Origin of the sequence: Mycobacterium sp. D16R24, from assembly GCF_002013385.1 — a bacterium.
GTDB lineage: Bacteria > Actinomycetota > Actinomycetes > Mycobacteriales > Mycobacteriaceae > Mycobacterium.
Genome location: NZ_MAEV01000010.1, coordinates 213,834 through 234,980 on the forward strand (window position 1 = coordinate 213,834; position 21,147 = coordinate 234,980).

General features: G+C 64.7%; 20 protein-coding genes. 12 read left to right on the forward strand and 8 right to left on the reverse strand.

Annotated features, from left to right (window positions below; translation table 11 throughout):
- Window positions 1-2: 2 nt before the first annotated feature.
- Window positions 3-767, forward strand: a complete 765-nt coding sequence (locus B4383_RS08795; RefSeq protein ID WP_078290139.1) for a CoA pyrophosphatase — start codon at window positions 3-5, stop codon at window positions 765-767.
- Entirely contained in the window at window positions 764-2,029 is a 1,266-nt protein-coding gene (marP, locus tag B4383_RS08800; RefSeq protein ID WP_078290140.1) for an acid resistance serine protease MarP, read from the forward strand. The genes B4383_RS08795 and marP overlap by 4 nt, the downstream gene beginning before the upstream one ends.
- Here marP and B4383_RS08805 read toward each other — a convergent pair.
- Window positions 2,003-2,965: an alpha/beta hydrolase gene (locus B4383_RS08805; protein ID WP_078290141.1), complete on the reverse strand. Its 963-nt coding sequence runs from the start codon at window positions 2,963-2,965 to the stop codon at window positions 2,003-2,005. The two genes, marP and B4383_RS08805, sit on opposite strands and share 27 nt — an antisense overlap.
- Before the next feature lie 32 nt (window positions 2,966-2,997).
- Window positions 2,998-3,522: a phage holin family protein gene (locus tag B4383_RS08810; RefSeq protein WP_078290142.1), complete on the reverse strand. Its 525-nt coding sequence runs from the start codon at window positions 3,520-3,522 to the stop codon at window positions 2,998-3,000.
- 270 nt (window positions 3,523-3,792) lie between these two features.
- On the opposite strand from B4383_RS08810, the gene B4383_RS08815 reads away from it, so the two are divergent.
- Window positions 3,793-4,488, forward strand: a complete 696-nt coding sequence (locus B4383_RS08815; RefSeq protein WP_078290143.1) for a peptidase — start codon at window positions 3,793-3,795, stop codon at window positions 4,486-4,488.
- A gap of 86 nt (window positions 4,489-4,574) precedes the next feature.
- On the opposite strand, the gene acs is transcribed toward B4383_RS08815, so the two are convergent.
- On the reverse strand, window positions 4,575-6,521 hold the full coding sequence (gene acs / locus B4383_RS08820) for an acetate--CoA ligase (protein WP_078290144.1): 1,947 nt from the start codon (window positions 6,519-6,521) through the stop codon (window positions 4,575-4,577).
- A 185-nt stretch (window positions 6,522-6,706) separates the two neighbouring features.
- Between acs and B4383_RS08825 the strand changes: the two genes are divergently transcribed.
- Genes B4383_RS08825 through B4383_RS08845 form a run of 5 tightly spaced genes read left to right on the forward strand, consistent with a single transcriptional unit; the run spans window position 6,707 to window position 12,632 of the window.
- Window positions 6,707-8,326 (forward strand): ABC transporter substrate-binding protein, encoded by a 1,620-nt coding sequence (locus B4383_RS08825; protein WP_078290145.1) that lies wholly within the window; start codon window positions 6,707-6,709, stop codon window positions 8,324-8,326.
- Entirely contained in the window at window positions 8,323-9,294 is a 972-nt protein-coding gene (locus tag B4383_RS08830; protein ID WP_078290146.1) for an ABC transporter permease, read from the forward strand. Before B4383_RS08825 ends, B4383_RS08830 begins: the two co-directional genes overlap by 4 nt.
- Window positions 9,287-10,201, forward strand: a complete 915-nt coding sequence (locus B4383_RS08835; protein ID WP_078290147.1) for an ABC transporter permease — start codon at window positions 9,287-9,289, stop codon at window positions 10,199-10,201. Before B4383_RS08830 ends, B4383_RS08835 begins: the two co-directional genes overlap by 8 nt.
- Before the next feature lie 21 nt (window positions 10,202-10,222).
- Window positions 10,223-11,848, forward strand: coding sequence for an ABC transporter ATP-binding protein (locus tag B4383_RS08840; protein WP_078290175.1), 1,626 nt, complete (start codon window positions 10,223-10,225; stop codon window positions 11,846-11,848).
- Between the two features lie 40 nt (window positions 11,849-11,888).
- Complete coding sequence (locus tag B4383_RS08845; RefSeq protein ID WP_078290148.1) at window positions 11,889-12,632, forward strand: oxidoreductase; 744 nt, start codon at window positions 11,889-11,891, stop codon at window positions 12,630-12,632.
- A gap of 409 nt (window positions 12,633-13,041) precedes the next feature.
- Here the strand turns inward: B4383_RS08845 and B4383_RS08850 are convergent, their stop codons facing one another.
- The gene (locus tag B4383_RS08850; RefSeq protein ID WP_176126439.1) at window positions 13,042-13,860 is read right to left on the reverse strand and encodes an HAD-IB family hydrolase; all 819 of its coding nucleotides are present in this window, start codon (window positions 13,858-13,860) and stop codon (window positions 13,042-13,044) included.
- A 448-nt stretch (window positions 13,861-14,308) separates the two neighbouring features.
- Here B4383_RS08850 and ssd point away from each other — a divergent pair, with 448 nt between their 5' ends.
- Both ssd and B4383_RS08865 read left to right on the forward strand, forming a co-directional pair.
- Complete coding sequence (gene ssd, locus B4383_RS08860; protein ID WP_078290176.1) at window positions 14,309-15,382, forward strand: septum site-determining protein Ssd; 1,074 nt, start codon at window positions 14,309-14,311, stop codon at window positions 15,380-15,382.
- Complete coding sequence (locus B4383_RS08865) at window positions 15,379-16,527, forward strand: TadA family conjugal transfer-associated ATPase (RefSeq protein WP_286144090.1); 1,149 nt, start codon at window positions 15,379-15,381, stop codon at window positions 16,525-16,527. Before ssd ends, B4383_RS08865 begins: the two co-directional genes overlap by 4 nt.
- A 54-nt stretch (window positions 16,528-16,581) precedes the next feature.
- Here the strand turns inward: B4383_RS08865 and B4383_RS08870 are convergent, their stop codons facing one another.
- Window positions 16,582-16,965 carry a low molecular weight phosphatase family protein gene (locus tag B4383_RS08870; RefSeq protein WP_269800277.1) on the reverse strand — a complete coding sequence of 128 codons (384 nt, stop codon included), beginning with the start codon at window positions 16,963-16,965 and terminating at the stop codon, window positions 16,582-16,584.
- A 130-nt stretch (window positions 16,966-17,095) separates the two neighbouring features.
- On the opposite strand from B4383_RS08870, the gene B4383_RS08875 reads away from it, so the two are divergent.
- Both B4383_RS08875 and B4383_RS08880 read left to right on the forward strand, forming a co-directional pair.
- Complete coding sequence (locus B4383_RS08875) at window positions 17,096-17,983, forward strand: alpha/beta hydrolase (RefSeq protein ID WP_078281786.1); 888 nt, start codon at window positions 17,096-17,098, stop codon at window positions 17,981-17,983.
- 443 nt (window positions 17,984-18,426) lie between these two features.
- On the forward strand, window positions 18,427-18,678 hold the full coding sequence (locus tag B4383_RS08880; protein ID WP_078281787.1) for a hypothetical protein: 252 nt from the start codon (window positions 18,427-18,429) through the stop codon (window positions 18,676-18,678).
- Window positions 18,679-18,728: 50 nt separating this feature from the next.
- Here the strand turns inward: B4383_RS08880 and B4383_RS08885 are convergent, their stop codons facing one another.
- The 3 genes from B4383_RS08885 to B4383_RS08895 form a co-directional block, all read right to left on the reverse strand.
- Window positions 18,729-19,295 (reverse strand): carbonic anhydrase, encoded by a 567-nt coding sequence (locus B4383_RS08885; RefSeq protein WP_078281788.1) that lies wholly within the window; start codon window positions 19,293-19,295, stop codon window positions 18,729-18,731.
- Between the two features lie 159 nt (window positions 19,296-19,454).
- Entirely contained in the window at window positions 19,455-20,489 is a 1,035-nt protein-coding gene (locus B4383_RS08890; protein WP_078281971.1) for a PLP-dependent cysteine synthase family protein, read from the reverse strand.
- 207 nt (window positions 20,490-20,696) lie between these two features.
- Entirely contained in the window at window positions 20,697-21,146 is a 450-nt protein-coding gene (locus tag B4383_RS08895) for a hypothetical protein (protein WP_232783722.1), read from the reverse strand.
- Between the last annotated feature and the right edge of the window lies 1 nt (window position 21,147).

A 21,147-nucleotide genomic window follows, 5' to 3' on the forward strand; every position in this document is an offset into this window, starting at 1 on the left:
TCGTGACTGCCGATGAGCCGCTTGCGCGAAGAGGATTGGCGACGGCGCCGTTGACGCCCGGCGCCGCTCCTGACTGGATGCGACCGCTGGTGGACAACGCCGCGGGTGTCAAAGATATCTACGGCCGAGGCGTGCACCCCGCGATCAAGGCGGTGCTACGGGCGCGCAAGCTGCCTTCCTCCGGGCGTCCGGCGGCGGTTTTGGTGCTGGTATCCGCCGACGGAACGGTCACCGATCCCACCGAGGCAGATCTGTTGCTGACGGTGCGGGCATCGACCTTGCGTCAGCACAGCGGCCAGGTGTCGTTTCCCGGCGGCGCCACCGATCCCGGTGACGGGGGACCGGTGGGAACCGCGTTGCGTGAGGCGCACGAGGAGACGGGGCTGGATCCCGTCCGGGTGCAACCGCTGACGGTGATGGAGCCGCTCTTCATTCCTCCGTCCGGTTTTCACGTCTCGCCGGTGCTTGCGTATTCATCCGATCCGGGTCCGGTCCTCGCCGTCGATCCGGGCGAGACCGCCGAGGTTTCGCGCGTGAAGATCGGTGACCTCGTCAATCCGGAAAATCGGATCATGGTGACCAAGAAGACTTTTGGTATTCGATACAGCGGCCCGGCCTTCTTGCTTCCGGGGATGCTGGTGTGGGGTTTTACCGGGCAGATCATCGCGGCGATGCTGGAAGTGTCCGGCTGGGCGCAGCCGTGGGACACTCGTAACCTTCGTGATCTTGATGAGTTACTGGCCGAGCACCTGGGAGGGTCGGTATGAACCTGAATCCGTCGCAGTGGCTTGATATCGGCGTCATCGCTGTCGCGTTCATCGCGGCGGTGTCCGGATGGCGTTCCGGCGCATTGGGTTCCCTGATGTCCTTCGTCGGAGTGATTCTGGGCGCGGTGGCGGGCGTCATGCTGGCTCCGCATGTGGTGGGCAACCTGGATGGAGCACGTACTCGGCTGTTCGCCTCACTCCTGCTCATCCTCGTGCTGGTGGTCATCGGTGAGGTCGCCGGCGTGGTGCTGGGCCGGGCCATGCGCGGCGCCATCAAGAATCGGGCGCTCCGTGCCGGTGATTCGGCGGTGGGGGTGGTGCTGCAGGTAGCCGCCGTGCTGGTGGCCGCATGGCTGCTGTCCATCCCGATGCAAAGCTCGAATCAGCCGAATATCGCTGCGGCAGCACGTGAATCGAAGGTACTCAGCCAGGTCGACAAGTACGCCCCGGACCAACTCCGTAAGGTGCCCAACGATCTATCGAAGCTGTTGGACACCTCAGGGGTCACCGGTGTGTTGCAGCCGTTCGGCAAGACCCCCATCGCGGCCGTCGATGCGCCGGATTCATCGCTGGTCGATGGTCCGGTGGTGCGTGGAGCCGAGCCGAGCGTCGTCAAGATCAAGGGTATTGCCCGCAGCTGCCAAAAATCGCTTGAGGGAACCGGATTCGTCATCGCCCCGCACCGGGTGATGTCGAATGCCCACGTGGTGGCCGGCACGAACAGTGTCACCGTGGAGTCGGCGGGGCAGACCTTCGACGCCAGCGTGGTGGCCTACGACCCCAGCGCGGACATCTCGATCCTCGCTGTTCCGGATATGCCCGCAGCGCCGCTGGTCTTCGCGTCCAAGCCCGCCCAGACCGGGGATGATGCCATCGTGCTGGGCTACCCGGGCGGTGGGAACTACAAGCCGACCCCGGCGCGGGTCCGCGAGATCATCGAACTGAATGGCCCAGACATCTACCGGTCCACCACGGTCACCCGCGAGGTGTACACCGTCCGGGGCTCGGTGCTCCAAGGCAATTCGGGCGGTCCGCTGATCGACACGGAAGGTCGGGTGCTCGGCGTGGTCTTCGGGGCGGCCATCGACGATGACGACACCGGATTCGCGCTCACCGCCAAACAGGTCAAGGATCAGCTGGCCAAGGCCGATCTTGTCGAGCCCGTCGGCACCGGCAGTTGCATCTCCTCGCCGGAGGCCAACAAGTCGCCGGAGCAGCCCGTCAATGGGCCGCAGTCACCGGCGCCCAACAAAACCCCGTAGGTGTTCGTTGACGGTGGCGGGATCTTCCTCGTGGCCGTAGTGACCCACCCCGCGCAGTGCGGCGAACTGTCCGTGAGGTGCGAATCGCAGTGACCGGTGCACGGGGTCGGCGAGCACGTACGGATCGGTATCGCCGCGCATGTGGAGCACGGGGACAGACAGTTCGCGGTTCATTGAGCGCATGAAACGCCAACCTTCGCTGCGTAATTGGCTGCGTACCGCCCACCGCTGATACTCCAGCGTGCAATGGGCCACCCCGGGGATGGCGATCGCGGTCCGCAGCTGCTTCATGGTCTCGGCGAAATCCTCAGTGGTGGTCCACTGTGCGCCGGCCCGCGAGCGCACCAGACGTTCCAGCTCGGCACCCTGATGACGTGTCAGGGTGCGCTCGGGAAGGATCGGCACCTGGTAGCGCATCAGTGAAGGCAGTAGCGCCCCACCCTGCCCGGTTCTGCGGAATGTGGCGGTGCGCAGCGCGATCGGGTGCGGTGAGCTCACCACTGCGATGGCATCGACAAGGCGCGGATGCAGGTTGGCGGTGGCCCAGCAGACCAGCCCGCCCTCGGCATGCCCGACGAGCGTGGCCGATGTGTGGCCCAGGGCGCGAATCAATCCGGCGGTGTCGCCGGCCAGTGTCCATCCGTCGTATCCGCGCGGTGGTTTATCGCTGCCCCCGTAGCCACGCAGATCGACGGCCACCACGCGGGCATCCGTCAGCGCGCGCAGCTGATGACGCCACGACCACCAGAAGGAACCGAATCCGTGCAGCAGCAGTACGAGCGGTCTGCTGGTGACGGCTACTGTCGGTGTGCTGGGGGCCTCGGCCTCCACCACGTGAAATCGAATTCCGTTGGCATGCACGTCGAAATGACGCCATGGGCCGACGATGCGGACCACGGACGGGTCGGGGTGGCGGGCCGTCTGGTCAAAGAGCATGGGTGTGTCGGTATCGAGCCGACGTGAATCAGTTACCAGCCCGACGGGTCTGTGGGCTTGGCCGACTTGGTCAGTGCTGGGGTCTCATCGTCTCGCGAGGTGAACACGGTCCGTGTCTCCTTGACGGAGGCGATGGTGTCGCGTGGTCCTCGGATTCGTCTGACCTGGAGGAAACCGATCAGCACCGCGAGGACGGCGACGAACACCATGGCGGCGAAGATGATCAGGTAGGCGGCCCAGGCCGGCAGCCAGATCTTGAGGATCTCTGCAGCGAAAAAGAAGAAGAAGAACGTCGAGTAGAACAGCACGACGAGGGCCGCGATGAAGAAGATGCTGCCCGCAACACCCTTCTTGACGTCCCGGACGACCTCGGCGCGGGCCAGCTCCACCTCGGCGCGCACCAGGGCGGAAACCTGGGTGGTGGCATCACGGACGAGATTGCCGATGGTGGGTTCGCCGGTGCCGGTCGCGTTCGGATCGGACAGCGGAATGGCGGCGACGGTGATCGGAACACCATTGCTGTCCGTGCGGTAGTTGCGGCTTCCAGGGCTGCTCACTGTGCTCCCTCCGTGTCCCCTTGCGGGTCCGGTGTGATGTCGTGCGGCCTATGTTGCCACGTCGATGGCGCCGGGGTTGCGGCGCGTCTTACCGGGGAGCGTCGTTACCCAATCGATAGCACTGTGACAGAAGTGACCAGTGTGAATATTGTTTAGAATGGTGGCAGGCATGGCCGACGGGGGAGAGATGCGGCCGGAATGAGAAAGGCTGCACCAATGAGCCGCATGCGTGAAGAGGCTAAGGCGCCGATGAGGTCACCTGGGCGGCGTATGCGATACGGGTTGTCGGTCCTGATCGCGCTGTTCGGCCTCGTCGCCGGCGTGATTCCGGCTGGCGCGGCCCCCGCGGCCGGCGCCGATGACAAGGTGCCCATGGGCGGTGGCGCCGGGCTGATCATCAACGGCGACACCCTCTGCACGTTGACGACGATCGGGCACGACAACAAGGGCAATCTGGTGGGCTTCACCTCTGCTCACTGCGGCGGTGCGGGTTCGCAGGTGGCCTCGGAGGACTTTCCCAAGAAGGGTGTGCTCGGCAAGTTCGTCAACGGCAACGAGCAGTACGACTACGCGACCATCCAGTTCGATCCCGAGAAGGTGCAGCCGGTGAACACCTACAAGGGTTTCACCATCACCGGAATCGGGCCGGACCCGCAGCCCGGTGACATCGCGTGCAAGCTGGGACGCACCACCGGAAACTCATGCGGCGTGACCTTCGGAGCCGGAGCTGAGCCCGGCACATTCATCAATCAGGTCTGCGGCCAGCCAGGAGACTCGGGTGCGCCGGTCACCGTGAACGGACAGCTGGTGGGAATGATCCATGGCGCTGCGACCAAGCTGCCGGTGTGCGTTATCAAATACATCCCGCTGCACACGCCGACCACCACATACTCGATCAATACCGTGCTGGCCGATATCAACGCCAAGAACCGCACCGCCGGAGTGGGTTACACCCCGGTCGGTTGAGGCACCAAGCCCAAACCACCGTCGGGTGCGAGCTTGACGTATCTAGCGAAATCTCCGCGTGAGACTCGCGCTCGATCTGGTGGGGCCTACTTACTGGCTCTGATCGCCTCGAAGACGCTCGGGTCGACCAGTGTCGAGGTATCGCCCAACTCGCGTCCCTCGGCCACGTCACGCAGCAGCCGCCGCATGATCTTGCCGCTGCGGGTCTTGGGCAGCTCGGGTACCACGTGAATCTCGCGCGGCTTGGCAATGGGCGAGATCTCCTTGGACACCTGGGCCTTCAGGTGCGAGACGAGCTCGTCACCCTCGACCGTGTGGCTGGCCTTCAGAATCACGAACGCCACGATGGCCTGCCCTGTCGTGTCGTCGGAGGCGCCGACGACGGCGGCCTCGGCGACACCTTCGTGTCCGACAAGTGCGGATTCCACCTCCGCGGTGGAGATCCGGTGACCGGAGATGTTCATGACGTCATCGATGCGACCTAATACCCAGATGGCGCCGTCGCTGTCATAGCGGGCACCGTCGCCGGCGAAGTACCAACCCTTGTCGGCGTAGCGGGACCAGTAGGTCTCTTTGAATCGCTCCGGGTCGCCCCAGATGCCGCGCAGCATCGACGGCCACGGCTTGTCGAGTACCAGATACCCGGTGACTGGTTCATCGCCGCTCGCCGGTTCCAGCCGATTTCCGTCGTCGTCAACGATTTTCGCGGAGACACCGGGCAACGCACGCATCGCGGAGCCTGGCTTGGTGTCGGTGATGCCGGGCAGCGGTGAGATCATGGCCGAGCCGGTTTCGGTCTGCCACCAGGTGTCGACGATGGGGGTGCGGTTACCGCCGATGACTTCCCGGTACCAGCGCCAGGCCTCCGGGTTGATCGGCTCACCGACGCTGCCGAGCAGTCGCAGACTGGACAGGTCGTGCGCGAACGGGATCTCGCGGCCCCACTTCATGAAGGTGCGCACCAGGGTTGGGGCGATGTAATAGATGGTGACGCCGTACTTTTCGATGATCTCGAAATGCCGGTGCTCGTTCGGGGACGTGGGTGTGCCCTCGTACACCACCTGGGTGGCGCCGTTGGACAGTGGGCCGTAGACGATGTAGGTGTGTCCGGTGACCCAGCCGATATCGGCTGTGCACCAGTACACGTCGGTCTCGGGCTTGAGGTCGAAAATGTTGAAATGCGTGTACGAGGTCTGCGTCAGGAAGCCGCCCGACGTATGCACGATGCCCTTGGGCTTTCCGGTCGTACCCGAGGTGTACAGCAGGAACAACGGATGCTCGGAATCAAAGGACTCGGGGACGTGAGTGGTATCGGCGTGGGAAACCGTCTCGTGCCACCACAGGTCGCGACCCTCGGTCCATTCGACGGGAATCTCGGTGCGGCGCACCACGAGAACATGTTCGACGGAACTCGGCTCGTCGCCCAGCGCCTCGTCGACGCCGACCTTCAGCGGGGCCGCCGCGCCGCGGCGCCATTGGCCGTCGGAGGTGATGACCAGCTTGGCCTGGGCGTCGTCGATGCGTGCCCGCAGCGCTGCGGCGGAGAATCCTGCGAACACCACCGAATGCATGAGGCCCAGCCGCGCACACGCCAGCATCGCCACGATCGCCTCGGGCAGCATCGGCATGTAGATGGCCACCCGATCACCGGACACCAGGCCGAGCTCGGTCAGATAGTTGGCCGCCTGGCTGACCTGAGCCAGCAGCTCGGCGTAGGTGATGGTCCGGGTATCACCGGGCTCGCCCTCCCAGTGGATGGCGACACGCTCGCCGTTGCCGGCCTCCACGTGCCGGTCGACGCAGTTGTACGCGACATTGAGCTTGCCGCCGACGAACCACTTCGCGAACGGAGCCCCGGACCAGTCGAGTACCTCACCGAAGGGCTCGCTCCAATGCAGGCGATTGGCCTGCTGCGCCCAGAACCCGAGTCGGTCTTCCTCGGCCGCCTGGTAGAGGTCCGCGGTCGCGTTCGCTGTCGCCACGAACTCCGGTGACGGCGGGTAGCGATCCGGTTCGGTGCTGATTTCGGTCATCTGATCTGGCCTTTCTGCCATAGACAGGTCCGCATCGAAAGCCTAGTGGGCGGTCCTGGTTACCGAGAAGTAATTGGGGTCGTCGTGCAGATCAGGGCGCGGCGGTGTGTCGATGAAGAGACATCGGCGTGATACCCGCCTATGGTTCGTCCTACCTATTTCAGCTACCGAAGGGAAGGGTGAGGATGAGGTTCCGCCAACTGGCCGTCGCGTTGCTCGTTGGTGTTGCCGCGATCCTTCCCGCCGGCTGCGGCGACCTCGTGACTCCGGCGCCGCCGGGCTACTTCAGCATGTACATCACCGAACCCGAGCACACCTTGGTACCGGGAAACACCACCGAGAATCAGGGTGGTCGGATCCTGCGCTCGCTATTTACCGCGCTGGTCGAGTTCAACAATGACACCGCCGAGGTGGAGTACACCGGGGTGGCCGAATCGATCACCAGTCACGACAACATCAACTGGACGATAAAGCTCAAGCCCGGATGGACATTCCACAACGGCGAACCGGTGACGTCCCAGTCCTATGTCGACGCATGGAACTACACCGCCCTGAGCACCAACGCCCAGGGCTCCTCGAGCTTCCTCGCCAATGTCGACGGGTTCGATGATCTGCAGGGTGACCCGAAGAACAAGATTCTACCGCGGGCGACACAGATGCGCGGATTGCATGTCGTGGATGACCTGATGTTCACCGTGCGGCTGAACACTCCGTTCGCGATCTACCCGATGACGTTGGGGTATACAGCGTTTCTCCCGTTGCCCAAGGTCTTCTTTCAGGATCCGGCCAAGTTCGGGGTGCACCCCATCGGCAATGGCCCGTTCAAGGCAGACGGCGATTGGGTGCGCGGCGTCGGTTTCACGCTGAGTCGCTATGACCAATATGTAGGCCCGAAGAAGGCCAAGTCCAAGGGCTTGATCTGGCGCGTGTACACCGAGGGACTGACCGCCTACACCGATATGCAGGCCGGCGCCCTGGATATCCAGCTCGATCTGCCCGACTCCGCCTACGAGAACGCCAGGGCCGAATTCGGATCGGCCTTCCTGGAGCGGCCACGCCCGGATATCACCTCACTGGGCTTCCCGATGTATGACCCGCGGTATGGCGATGTGCGTGTGCGCCAGGCGATTTCCATGGCCATCGATCGCGAGGCGATCACTCAGGTGATCTTCTCCGGTACCCGCACGCCCGCCACCTCTTACGGTTCCGCAGTGGTCTACGGGTACCGCAAGGGCGCCTGCGGAAAGCTGTGTGAGCTGCACGTCGACGAGGCCAACAAGCTGCTCGACGACGCTCACTTCGATCGGAGTAAGCCCATTGAGCTGTGGTACAGCTCGTCGAGCACCGGTGCGTTGTCGTGGGTGCAGGCCATCGGAAACCAGCTGCAGTCCAACCTGAAAGTGCCCTACATCCTCAAGAGCCTGCCGTGGTCGCAGTTCCTGCCGTTGCAGGACAGCAAGGGGATGACGGGGCCCTTCCGGTCCGGCTGGGTGATGGACTACCCATCGATCTACAACTTCCTGGAGTCGTTGTACGGCACTGTGGCGCTTCCCCCGGCCGGATCGAACTACGTGTTCTACAGCAATCCGGCCTTCGATGAGCTGCTGCGGCAGGGTAACAACGAACCGACCGTGGAACTCGCTACCAAGGCGTATCAGAAGGCGGAAGACTTGTTGTTCAAAGATCTTCCGGCCGCCCCGCTGTTCTACGAGGTCAATCAGGCGGTGCATTCCAAGCGGGTGAGCAACGTCAAGATCGGCATCCAAGACTGCATTGAGTACGCCGATGTGGAGGTCGTGCAATGACCGCCAAACTGCTTGATGTCCAGCGTTTGTGGCAGAACGCGGGCATGTTTCGGTACGTCGTGAAGCGCCTGCTGCTGGCCGTCCCGGTGCTCATCGGAACATCTCTGCTCATCTACGCCCTGGTGTACGCGCTGCCGGGTGATCCGATCAGGGCCCTGGCGGGCGATCGTCCGTTCACGCCCGAGGTCATGGCGCAGCTGCGCGAACGCTTTCACCTCAACGATCCGTTCTTAGTGCGGTACGGCAAATACATCGTCGGCTTTCTGCACGGTGACTTTGGTACCGACTTTCAGGAACGCCCTGTCGCGCAGACTGTTTCACAGCGCCTGCCGGTCACCTTACGGCTCACGGTGGTGGCGGTGGTATTCGAGACGATCATCGGCATCACCGCCGGAGTGCTGTGCGCGGTGCGCCGGGGATCGTTCTACGACAATCTGGTTCTCGTCACCACGACGCTGCTGGTTTCGATGCCGGTGTTCGTGCTTGGCTTTCTGGCGCAGTACCTCTTCGGCTTCAAACTCGGCTGGTTCCCCATCGCCGGAATCCGGGACGGCTGGTACAGCTTCCTGCTACCTGGACTGGTGTTGGCCTCACTGTCCATGGCCTATGTCGCTCGCCTGACCCGGACGTCGATGCTGGAGACCATGGACGCCGACTATATCCGTACCGCCCGCGCCAAGGGCGTCTCCGAATCGCGCATTCTGCTGCGGCACACGCTGCGTAACAGCCTGATTCCGGTGGTCACGTTCATCGGGGCGGACGTCGGAGCGTTGTTGGCGGGCGCCGTCGTCACCGAGTCGGTGTTCAACATCCCCGGACTGGGGAGGGCGACGTTCGATGCGGTCCGTAACCAGGAGGGTGCCGTGGTGGTGAGCATCCTGACATTGATCGTCTTCTTCTACATCTTCTTCAATCTCGTCGTCGACATCCTGTACGCGCTGTTGGATCCGAGGATTCGCTATGAGTGACCCCATACACGCTCCGGGCCCGGTGTCGGGGCCCGACGCCACTGCCGAATCGCTGGTGGAGCAGGCGGACCTCTGGGGCAACGCGTGGAAGTACTTACGCCGTAGTGGCTTCTTCATCACGGGGTCGATTCTGTTGACGATTCTGGTCTTGATGGCATTGGCTCCACAGTTGTTCACCTTCGGGAAAGACCCCCGCGACTGCGACCTTTATCAGGCCCGTAAGGGGATCAGCGCGGCTCATTGGCTGGGAACGGACCTGCAGGGCTGCGATTACTACGCCAATGTGGTCTATGGGGCCCGGGTGTCACTGACGATCGGGCTGATCGCGATGGTCGGTGTGCTGATCATCGGTGTCTTCGTCGGGGCGCTGGCGGGATATTTCGGGGGCATCGCAGACTCTGCTTTGTCTCGGTTGACCGATGTCTTCTATGGCATTCCCACGATTCTGGGCGGAATGATCCTCCTCTCCGTGGTGGGCCATCGCACGGTGTGGAGTGTCGCCGGCGCGCTGATCGTGTTCGGCTGGATGACCTCGATGAGGCTCGTGCGCTCCAGCGTCATGGCCATCAAACAGAGCGACTACGTCCAGGCCGCCATCGCGCTGGGAGCACCGACTTGGCGAATACTGCTGCGACACATACTTCCCAACGCGTTGGCACCGGTCCTCGTGTACGCCACCATCGCGGTGGGCAGCTTCATCGCGGCGGAAGCCACGCTGACCTATATGGGCATCGGCCTGGAGTTGCCGGAGATTTCGTGGGGGCTGCAGATCAATGACGGACAGTCCCGTTTTGCCACCACGCCACGGCTGGTCATCGTTCCCGCCCTGTTCCTCTCGGCCGCCGTGCTGGGCTTCATCATGGTGGGTGACGCCCTCCGCGACGCTCTCGATCCGCGGAGGAGGTAGGCGGAGGTGTCCACAGATTCCGTGATCGAGATCAGGGACCTCACGGTCGATTTCGAGGTCGACAAACAATGGGTGCCGGCCGTCAAGGGCGTCTCGCTGACCGTCGCCAAGGGGGAGGTGCTTGCCATCGTCGGGGAGTCCGGTTCGGGAAAATCCACGACCGCCATGGCCATTCCGGCGCTATTACCCTCCAGTGCGCGCGTTGACGGAAGCATCAAGCTCAACGGTGCTGAGTTGCTCGGTGCCACCAATGACGAGCTGCGAGAGGTGCGCGGCAAGGATGTTGCCGTCATCTTCCAGGAGCCGATGACGGCACTGAATCCGGTGTACACCATCGGCTGGCAGATCGCCGAGGCCGTCTGTTCGCATAAGAAGGTGACGCGCCGACAGGCACGCGACCGCGCCGTCGAGCTCCTTGAGCTGGTGGACATGCCCGAGCCGCAGAAGCGGGTTAAGCACTACCCGCACCAGCTTTCCGGTGGGCAGCGTCAGCGCGCGATGATCGCGCAGGCTCTTGCACTGGATCCCGGGCTGCTCATCGCCGACGAGCCCACCACCGCGCTCGACGTGACCGTGCAGGCCGAAATCCTTGATCTCATGCGTGATCTGCGACATCGCATCGATGCTGGAATCATTCTGATCACGCACGACATGGGTGTGGTGGCAGACATGGCGGACCGCATCATGGTGATGAAGGATGGTGAGGTCGTCGAAGAGGGGGATGCCGACGGCATCTTCCACCGGGCCCAGCAGCCGTACACGCGGCAGCTGCTGGCGGCGGTGCCCCACCTGGGCGCCACCCTGCACGACAATGACGAATCTTTGCAGCCGCCAAGCGATCTTGCGCTAAAGGTGGAGCACGCGGTCATCGAGTATCCGGGCAGGGGGGGAAGTTTTCGGGCCATCGACGATGTGTGCTTCTCCATCGGTCGGGGTGAGGTGGTGGGCCTTGTGGGCGAATCAGGTTCCGGGAAATCCACCATCGGGCGCGCAGCGGTGGGCCTACTCAAGGTGACATCGGGAACCATCTGCGTTGCTGGACATGATATTTCGAAGGCCAACCGCAAACAGCTGCGGGGCATCCGGAGCAAGGTGGGGGTGGTGTTCCAGGATCCGGGATCCTCGCTGAATCCGCGATGGCCGATCGGCCAGTCGATCGCCGAACCGTTGACTCTGCACACCGATATGGATCGCTCCCAACGGGAAAACCGGGTGAAGACGCTGCTGGAGCAGGTGCAGTTGCCCGCGAACATGCGAAACCGCTTCCCCCATCAGCTCTCCGGTGGGCAGCGGCAGCGTGTCGGCATCGCGCGCGCCTTGGCGCTGGAGCCAACGCTGCTGATCGCCGACGAACCGACCTCGGCGCTGGATGTTTCGGTGCAGGCGCGGGTGCTCGAACTGTTCGCCGAACTGCAACGTGAACACGGCTTCGCATGCTTGTTCATCAGCCATGACCTGGCGGTGGTCGAATTGGTCGCGAGCCGCATCGCGGTGCTCAACCATGGCCGCCTCGCTGAATTCGGTTCCGATAAGCAGGTATTGACCGCACCGACGGATGACTACACCAAGCGTCTACTCGCGGCGGTGCCGGTTCCGGACCCGGAGCAGCAGCGGATCCGGCGCGAGGAGCGCAAGGCGTTGCGGTGAGTCTGTTGTACGACGAGCCATTCAGTACCGTTAGTGGACCATGACTGATCCACTCGCGCCGTTGGCCACCTTGCCGGGAGTATCCGAAGCCGCCGAATCCGCTCGCGATGCGCTGAGTAAGGTGCACCGTCACCGCGCCAATCTGCGGGGATGGCCGGTGACCGCGGCCGAGGCTGCAGTGCGGGCGGCCAGATCCTCGTCGGCGCTGGACGGCGGCACGATGAAGCTGAGCGCCGATGGAGCGGTGGATGACCCGATACTGGCAGGTGCGCTGCGTGTGGGGCAGGCACTCGATGGGGACGCGCTCAGCCAGATGACGTCGGTGTGGTCGCGCGCGCCCCTGCAAGCATTGGCGCGTCTCCATGTGCTGGCGGCCACTGGCATGGCCGATGAGGACACTCTGGGACGGCCGCGCCCCGGCGTCGATACCGACCGGCTGGAGCTGTTGGCGCAACTGATCTCGGGTAGAACATCAGTGGCCGCACCGATTCTTGCGGCGATCGCACACGGGGAACTTCTGGCGCTGAACCCATTTGGTTCTGCCGATGGTGTGGTCGCGCGCGCGGCATCCCGGTTGGTGACAGTGTCGCGTGGTCTTGATCCGCATGCGCTCGGTGTTCCGGAGGTGATGTGGATGCGTCAGTCGGGAAGGTACCGAGAGCTTTCCTCCGCTTTTGTCGAGGGGACGCCGGAGGCGATTGCAGCGTGGATTATCTTCTGCTGTCAGGCATTAACGGCGGGGGCTGCTGAGGCGACATCGATCGCCGACACGGCGTCGAGCTAACGAAACCCGTCTGCACATAAAAACGGGCGACGGTCCGAATGAATCGGCCCGCCGCCCGTTAGCACGGATCCTCCGGTTACCAAGCGTGCATTATGGGTTGTGTGGGTGGCCTCGGCGCTTTCACGACGCTTCTTACCCGGACTTCACCCAAGAAGTCTGATGAGTCGTCTCTGTTCGCGATTGCGCAGGCCCACAACGCTTCTGCCCTTGTCGCGGCGTGCTCCGCGTGGGTGCCGTGGTCCGTGCTGGGAATCCTAGGTCGGGAGATCGATCCTTCTCTTCCGAGTCGACCTTGGCCTTGCCAGGCTTCCGTCCCTTCTTTCTACACTGAGACGACGGTCACATCAAGGGGCAATTCCAATGGTCACCGCTTTGTTACGCGCGTACCAAGAGTGACGTGTGTCTAGTACTACGGCCGCAGCTTGCGGATCAACGAATAAGTAAGTGCCCCAGCGGCAATTGCGCTCAGTCCAACGGCGGCCGTCGTGGCGGCAGCGGCACCGGAGGGGACCGGTATCCGATCACCCAGCGACACGGGCCGTGAAAACGTCAGCACCGGCCAGCCGCGCGCCATGGATTCCTTGCGCAGTGCCCGATCTGGATTGACGGCTGTCGGGTGACCAACAGATTCCAGCATCGGTAGGTCGGTAATCGAATCCGAGTAGGCGTAGCAGTGTTCCAGGGGGTAGCCCTCGCGTTTGGCGAGTTCCTGGATCGCCGCCACCTTCCCTTCGCCGTAGCAGTAGAAGGCGACATCGCCTGTGTACTTACCGTTGTCCACCACCATGCGTGTTGCCATCGCGTGGGTCGCGCCGAGGGCGCGGGCGATGGGGGCGACGATCTCCTCGCCCGAGGCGGAGACCACCACGACATCGCGGCCGCAGAGCTTGTGGTCGGCGATCAGGTCGGCGGCCTCGGCGAACACCAACGGATCGACGATGTCATGCAGTGTCTCGGCAACGATCGCCTTCACCTGCTCGACGTCCCAGCCCGTGCACATATTGGTGATGTGGGTACGCATGCGATCCATCTGGTCGTGATCGGCGCCGGACAGCAAGAAGAAGAATTGTGCGTAACTCGATTTTAAGACGGCGCGTCTATTTATCAGGCCCTGGTCGAAGAACGGCTTGCTGAACGCGAGTGTGCTCGACTTCGCGATCACGGTCTTGTCCAGATCGAAGAAGGCTGCCGTCCTAGGGGCTGGCGCGGTGTCCGTGGGCTGGCTGATGGCTTCGGCATCCCGGTCCTCAACGGAAGGGAAGGGTCCGGGTTCCGTTGCGTGGTCGGTCACAGCTCGAGGATAGATCTCACCGGGTGTGTCGTCGTGTCCATCCGGAAAGTCGCAGTTCAACGGGGGTGGTCTGGTAACGCGGCGGTGCTAGAAGAAGGGTTGCCTTTCTTTCCCCTTTTTCAGCCGATTGGTCTTGCCACCCTCACCTGGTTCGTGTGTATAGTGGGGTTACTCGGCTATGCCGAGTGTGTCTCAGCCCGACCCCCCGGGGCTGAAGCACGACGACCCTCGCCTCCTCCCCCCCTGGCGAGGGTCGTCCTCTTTTCTGGGGACGTTAATCACCGGTTTTTGCGGTTCACCTCGGATCTATCCACAGATTCGCATCCATCCCCAATCTCGACGACGCCCCTGGTGCTCTCATCGCGCAACCTCGATGGTGGAGCGCGTGGAGGGAATGACGGGAGAGCCGATCGTCGTCGCTGTGGGCGATCGAGATCTCGGCAACGACATCGAACGGATCGTCGCCGCGACCGGTAGACCGTTGATCCTCGCTACCGAGGCCGGCGCGATCGGCAGGCAGGCGTGGACCCGTGCGGGCGCTGTGGTGCTCGACGGCGCTGACCCGTCGTTGGATGCGGTGAGTCGACTGCCGCGTCGAGCGCGGGTCCTGCTTGTCTCTCGGGACGAGCCGACGAGTGAGATGTGGCGCAGGGCGGTTGCGGTGGGTGCCGAGCAGGTGCTCGCCTTGCCCGAGGATGAGGTCCGGCTCGTCGAGGCTTGTTCAGCAATACCGCCCACCGCCCGGGCGGGCGAGGCGCCGGTGATTGCTGTGGTGGGCGGACGCGGTGGCGCCGGTGCGTCTGTTCTGTGTGCCGCGATTGGCCTGAGCGTGCCGGGAGGCGCGCTCATCGTGGATGCCGATCCGTATGGCGGCGGAATTGACTTGCTGCTCGGGTGGGAGGACATCGACGGCCTGCGGTGGCCGGACATCGATATGCGCAGCGGTCGAGTGAGTTTCGATGCTCTTCGCCGTGCACTGCCGCATCGTCGTGGGCTCGTAGTCGTGTCGGGCGACAGAACGGGAGGCGGCGGAAACGCGGATGCAGTCGGTGGGGTGATTGACAGTGGGCGGGGAGCCGGCGTGCCGGTGATCATTGATCTGCCGAGGCGGCTCGGTCCGACGAGTGTGGCCGCACTGGAGCGTACGGATTTGGTCGTCGTGGTGACGCCCGCCGAGGTACGGGCGTGCGCGGCTGCAGCGCTGGTGACCGCGGCGATACAAGCCACCAACCAGAACATCGGCACGGTGGTGCGCGGTCCAGCTCCGAGTGGGTTGCGCCCGGCGGAGGTGGCCGAAATCGTGGGGGCTCCAATGATCGCCGCCATGCGGCCGGAACCGAATCTCGGCAATCGTCTCGACAACGGTGGTCTACGGCTATCGGGGCGTTCACCGTTGGCAGGTGCCGCGCGGGCAGTGCTGGCGCTGGTCTCGCGGGGCGGCAAGGGTGCGGCGGCGTGACCGGATCGTTGATCGACCGTGTTCGGGAGCGGCTAGCCACCGAGAATGTCACGCTGCGCCCCTCGGCAGTGGCGGCCCTGATTCGCGCTGAATCTGGTGGCGTACTAGGTGATAGCGATGTGCTGCACAACATAAAGGAGCTCCAGAGTGAGCTGGCCGGTGCCGGCATTCTCGAACCGCTGTTGTGCGCCGAGGATACGACGGATGTCTTGGTCACCGCACCCGATCGGGTCTGGGTGGATGACAGTCAAGGGTTGCGGCTCACCACCGTGAGATTCGCCGACGAGGCTGCCGTGCGCAGACTCGCACAACGGTTGGCTCTGGCGGTTGGACGACGCCTGGATGACGCGCAGCCATTTGTTGACGGACAGCTGACGGGCATCGGTCCGCCCCGTTCGGTGGTGCGTGTCCACGCGGTACTGGCGCCCGTCGCAGTCGGCGGCACATGTGTATCGCTGCGCGTATTGCGCCCCACTGTTAAGGGTTTGGAGCAGCTGATCGCCGACGGCACCGTTGCGGAGGATGCCGGTGGATTGCTTCGCGGAATGCTTGCCGCCCGACTGGCCTTTCTTGTCACCGGGGGCACAGGCGCAGGTAAGACCACCTTGCTCTCGGCACTGCTCGGAGCCGTCCATCCGTCAGAACGCATCATCTGCGCCGAGGACGCCGCCGAGCTCGCGCCGCGTCATCCGCATGTGGTCACGCTGGCGGCACGCACCGTCAACGTCGAGGGCGCCGGGGAAGTGACTCTGCGCCAGTTGGTTCGTCAGGCATTGCGCATGCGTCCCGACCGAATCGTGGTGGGTGAGGTGCGCGGAGCCGAGGTGGTCGAACTGCTGACCGCCCTCAACACCGGCCACGATGGCGGTGCGGGAACCGTCCATGCGAACGCTCCGGCAGAAGTCCCCGCAAGGTTGGAGGCGCTCGGCGCCCTGGGCGGCCTCGACCGCGCCGCACTCCATTCTCAGTTCGCTGCGGCCATTTTATCTGTAGGGGCGTTGGGGGTGTGTCCGACTGTTCCCGGCGGGGCAGTGAGCCAATGTTTGGCGGTGGGTAACAGTGTTATCTGTAGGGTGTTCCCATCGCTGTGTGGTGAGCGGGCACACAGATCTTGTGTGCGGCAAGCGGTCTTGGCTGGCGCATGATCGTCCCGTTGAGGCTGGGTGACTGACCATTGCGCCGCGTGGAGTGGGCCTGTTCTATTTGGTTAGGTCGGCAGCGAGTTGTCTGACGCGGGCGGCGATGTCGTCGCGGACCAGGCGCATGCGTTCGATGCCGCCGATGCCGCGTTCGGAGGGTTCGTCGGTGTCCCAGTATTCGATCTGGAGGCCGTCGGTGGATGCGAGTTTGGCTTCTCGGCCCAGGATCACTACGCGAGCGACGCTGCGTAGCAAGTCTGGGTCGATGGGTTTGGGGTGCTCTCCAGTGATATCCGCCCCTACCTCTAGGAGGGTCTGCGCGGAGAGTTCGTTGATGGCGTCGCCACGATCGGTGCCCGCCGAGCACACATCGATCAGGTCACCGGCCGCTTTGTTCATGAGTCCTGCGGCCATCTGGGATTTTCCGCCGTTGCGGGCGCAAATGGCTTATCAGCACCCCTACCCCACATCATACCCCCATGGGGTATGATGTGGGGTAGTCGGCGGCGTCGCGGCCGGCTAGGCCGCCCCGGACATTGATGCGCCCTTACGTTGTGGGACAGGAGGACCGCAGATGGCACACACCTTGGGTGAAAGCGCGGTGGCCCGGCTCACCGATGGGCGCGCGCTGCACTACATGCGCGCCGGCGCCGGTAACCCGACGGTGGTGTTCGAATCAGGGTTGGGTGCCTCGCGTTCGGAGTGGGGGCTGGTCGCACCGCTGGTGGCACAGCAGTTCTCGACGGTGGTCTATGACCGCGCCAACCTGGGGCGCAGTGACCCCGACGGGGGCCCGCGCACCCTGGAGCGCCTCAGCGGCGACCTCACCGAGCTGCTGGCCGCCCTCGATAGCGCCCCGTACATCCTGGTGGGGCACAGCTACGGGGGGACGATCGCGCTGGCCGCCGCCGCGCACGACCCGTCCGCCATCGCGGGCCTGGTGCTGGTCGATCACTCCGATGAGCACGTGAACGTGTGCTGTGGATCCCCGCTCAAAGCGCTGCGCCGGATCGCGGTGGCGGGCCGCTGGTTCATCGGGGTGCTGCGCCGGCTGCACCTGCTGGCGCCGGCGGTGCGTCGCGCTGCCCCAGGGATGCCCGCCGACGTGGTGCACGATCTGGTCGCCGAAGACCTGACCACTGGCGCCGAACAGGCGGCCGACGCCGAGGAGCAGTTTTTCATCGAAGGGCTGCAGACCCTGCGCGCACACCCTCCCAATCTGGGCGATATGCCCGTGACCGTCATTTCGGGAACCAAGACGACACCGTTCGACCGGTCCATCCGCACGGCATTCCTGCACGCCCACCGCCGCACCGCCGCACGCCTTGGCGCCCGGCACGTGTACGCCACAAAGTCCGGCCACCTACCGGTTTTCACCGAACCTCAACTGATCGCCGACGAGATCGTCCGCATCACTGCCCGCACCGCAGCCGAGCCGGTGCCGCGCCGCGGCGGGCACTGACAACCACTGTCGGCGCCCACGCGCGGCCCCACATGCCGTTTCGGCGCGCAACTCTGCGCGGCTGCAAGGCAGTTTTCCGTACCGAAGCGGCTCGCGTCACTTGAGAGGGCTGCGCATAGCGTGGAGCAGAGCCGGCATCGAGCAGTACGCGCACCTGGGCCGCCGCCCCGACAGGCGGACCATGGATCGGATTGTCCGCCAACTTATTTGCCGACGGTGACACCCCGCGGTGTGCGCCCCGCCGGGCGCAGGGGCCGTCGCCGTGAATCGGACAAGGCTTGTCTGAGAGTTTGCCTGATGCGCTCTCAGGTAGGAACCGTGCCGGGCTCGTTTTCGTTGACGTAAGTGTATGGCGCACCATTTTCGGGCAAGCATCGAGGCTCCCCGAAATGCAGTTAGGAGGTTGTGGCACCATGAAAATAGTGATAGTCGCAGCGGCTGGCATGATCAGTGCCGCCGGTATTGCGGGTCTGTGGGCATCGGTGCCCGCGGCGGCCGACCCGGCGCCACCACCGGTTTGCTATGCGACCAAACCGAGTGTGACCGCGATCGAACACACGCCGTGCCTGGCACCGGGTTCGGTGCAGTACCCGCAAGGGGTGCACCAGCCGACCTACGACGGCGCCAACCCGCTAGTGCCGTACGGCACCAATCCGCTTGTGCCATACGGCACTAACCAAAACAACGCCGGATAGTCGCTAACCCTGTGCCCGCCGCTAATCCCTCGGCGCGGCGGGCACAGGGCTTAGCGGGTGCTGGCGGCCGCCAGCCCCTTGGTATTGACCTCGAAGGCCTGCGACGAGCCGGTGCTAAAGAATGCCCCAGCCACGTGCAGGCGGCCTGATGACGCCGCCGCGGCCAGGATCGGGTGGTGCACAAGGCGTTCGAGCTGAATCGCGACGTTGACCACGGCGAGCTGATCGACGGGGCTGAACCCGCTGGCCGCGGCGCTCACGCGGGCCAGGTGATAGTCGTGGTAGGCGATCAGGGCGTCGCGGGCGAAGTGCAGCCAGCGGCCCACCGGGCTGGTGGGGGTGTCAATCGATTCGGACAGCAGTGTTTTCATGGCGCCGCAGCCCGAGTGTCCGCACACGACGATCGAACGCACCAGATGTTGGTTGACCGCGAAGTCCAGGGCGGCATCGACTGATCCGTCGGCCGGATCGGTGGGCACCAGGTTGGCGATATTGCGCACGGTGAACAGATCTACCGAGGTCTTCCCGCCGGTGAGCTTAGGCAGCCCGGGCCCGTCTGAGCAGGCCAGATACAGCGCGTCGGGCCGCAATGTGTGCGAATCAAGAAACGAGGTCATGGCAGAGGTGCCCCAATCGGGAAGCGGCGCCGGCACACCCGCGCGGTGTGCTGGCTAGGTGGAAGTGTTCGTGTACCGGTCAGCGGTGCTGTACCCGGCGACCTGACCGGCACCGCCGGTATGCGGTGCGGGCCGGGCCGTTGCGGGTTCATCGGGTGATCAGGCGATGCGCCTGATGGCCCCTATTGGGTCAATCACGTTGGTGCAGCGTGTCCATTGCTGCACCACACCGTCGGTGGGGGTCTCGATGCGCTCCGGGCCCGCTGCCGGGGCGCGGCCCAGCAGGTTGTATTGGCGGCAGTAATCGTCATCGAAGATGGTGCCGTGATAGCGCAGTGGCCCGTCGGGGAAGATCGCCGCGACCTGGGTGCCCGGTGCGGCGCGGCGCGCTGCCCAGCCCGCGACCAGTGCTACCGCGCCCACGCTCCAGCCGCCGGTGCTGTGGTGGGTGGCTGCCAGGGTGCGGGCAGCCCACACCGCTTCGTGCGGGGCGACCCAGTGCACTTCGTCGAATGCGCGGTAGTCGACGTTGCCGGGGTAGATGCTCGACCCGAGGCCGCGCATGAGCCGGGTGGCGGCGGGCTGGCCGAAGATGGTCGAGCCGATGGTGTCTACCCCGATCAATGCCATGTGCGGGTTGTGTTGGCGCAGTACCCGGCTGATGCCGGCCGAGTGCCCGCCGGTGCCCACCGAGGCGATCAGCACATCGACGGTGCCCAGCTGCGTGATCAGCTCGGCGGCCAGCGGGGCGTAGGCGGCGATATTGTCGGGGTTCTGGTATTGATCCGGGCACCAGGCTTCGGGGTCTTGGGCTAGCAGCTGTGCGACCCGGTCTTTGCGGGCCTGCTGCCAGCCGCCCTCAGGGTGCGGTGCGGTGACCGTGTCGACGGTGGCCCCGTGGGCGGCCAGCATGTTGACGATGGCCGGTTCCAGGCCCGGGTCGGTGACCAGGGTGACCGGGTGGTGGTACACGATCGCGGCCAGGGCTAGCCCCAACCCGAGTGTGCCGCTGGTCGATTCGACGATCCGGGCGCCGGGTTTGAGGTCGCCGCGGGCGCGTGCCTGCTCGACCATGTACAGCGCGGGCCGGTCTTTGATGCCGTTGGGGTTGGCGCCTTCAAGCTTGGCCCAGAACCCTTGCCCGGGGCCCGATAACGGCTCCGATATCCGCACCACCGGGGTGTTGCCGACCATGTCGGCAGGGCCGAGGTGGCGGGCACCGGTGGGTCGGGTTGTGACCGGTTTGATGCGCCGGGGCAGCCGGTGAGGCAGCTGGTGCGGTGCTGTGATGGTGTCGTTCATGAAAGGTGATCCCTGCATCGGGGGCCGCGTACGGCGGCCGGGAATGGCTGATGAGGCGGCAGGGTCACCCACGAGTGTGAGGTGACCCGGGGGCGGGGATCAGCGGCGGATGATGCACAGATCGGTCAGCAGCACACGCCCTGACCGCGAGAAGGCAGCGGCGGCCCGCACTGGTGGGCCGCGGCCTATACGGGAAACCAGCGGAGCCGCGACGATCGCGGCCACGATGGCCGCCGCGAACGCGGCCAGCAGCCGCAGCGGATTATCGGCCCGCAGCGCCGCGGTGAGCCCGTCGACGCTTTGACACAGCGCGCCGTGCACGGCGCTGCCGGCGTGCGGATGATCGGCGATCACCCCGGCGGCGAGCGCTACGGCAGCACCCGCCACCGATTGGCTCGCCGTGGCCAGGTTCCCCTGGTGGTGGGCGACCGGGTTCCCCTGATGAGTGTCCCCGGGCAGGCAATGCAGCAGCAGAGGCAGCGCGGCGATCGCCCCGATGAGCAGCGCCACCAGCATCAGCTGGCCGCGGCGCTGCACTCGGATCGCCATG

Excerpts from the sequence above, each read along its gene's own strand:
- marP (WP_078290140.1), top strand. The coding sequence starts at position 764 with ATGAACCTGAATCCGTCGCAGTGGCTTGATATCGGCGTCATCGCTGTC.
- B4383_RS08805 (WP_078290141.1), bottom strand. The coding sequence starts at position 2,965 with ATGCTCTTTGACCAGACGGCCCGCCACCCCGACCCGTCCGTGGTCCGC.
- B4383_RS08815 (WP_078290143.1), top strand. The coding sequence starts at position 3,793 with ATGCGATACGGGTTGTCGGTCCTGATCGCGCTGTTCGGCCTCGTCGCC.
- acs (WP_078290144.1), bottom strand. The coding sequence starts at position 6,521 with ATGACCGAAATCAGCACCGAACCGGATCGCTACCCGCCGTCACCGGAG.
- B4383_RS08825 (WP_078290145.1), top strand. The coding sequence starts at position 6,707 with ATGAGGTTCCGCCAACTGGCCGTCGCGTTGCTCGTTGGTGTTGCCGCG.
- B4383_RS08830 (WP_078290146.1), top strand. The coding sequence starts at position 8,323 with ATGACCGCCAAACTGCTTGATGTCCAGCGTTTGTGGCAGAACGCGGGC.
- B4383_RS08835 (WP_078290147.1), top strand. The coding sequence starts at position 9,287 with ATGAGTGACCCCATACACGCTCCGGGCCCGGTGTCGGGGCCCGACGCC.
- B4383_RS08845 (WP_078290148.1), top strand. The coding sequence starts at position 11,889 with ATGACTGATCCACTCGCGCCGTTGGCCACCTTGCCGGGAGTATCCGAA.
- B4383_RS08875 (WP_078281786.1), top strand. The coding sequence starts at position 17,096 with ATGGCACACACCTTGGGTGAAAGCGCGGTGGCCCGGCTCACCGATGGG.
- B4383_RS08880 (WP_078281787.1), top strand. The coding sequence starts at position 18,427 with ATGATCAGTGCCGCCGGTATTGCGGGTCTGTGGGCATCGGTGCCCGCG.
- B4383_RS08885 (WP_078281788.1), bottom strand. The coding sequence starts at position 19,295 with ATGACCTCGTTTCTTGATTCGCACACATTGCGGCCCGACGCGCTGTAT.
- B4383_RS08890 (WP_078281971.1), bottom strand. The coding sequence starts at position 20,489 with ATGGTCGGCAACACCCCGGTGGTGCGGATATCGGAGCCGTTATCGGGC.
- B4383_RS08895 (WP_232783722.1), bottom strand. The coding sequence starts at position 21,146 with ATGGCGATCCGAGTGCAGCGCCGCGGCCAGCTGATGCTGGTGGCGCTG.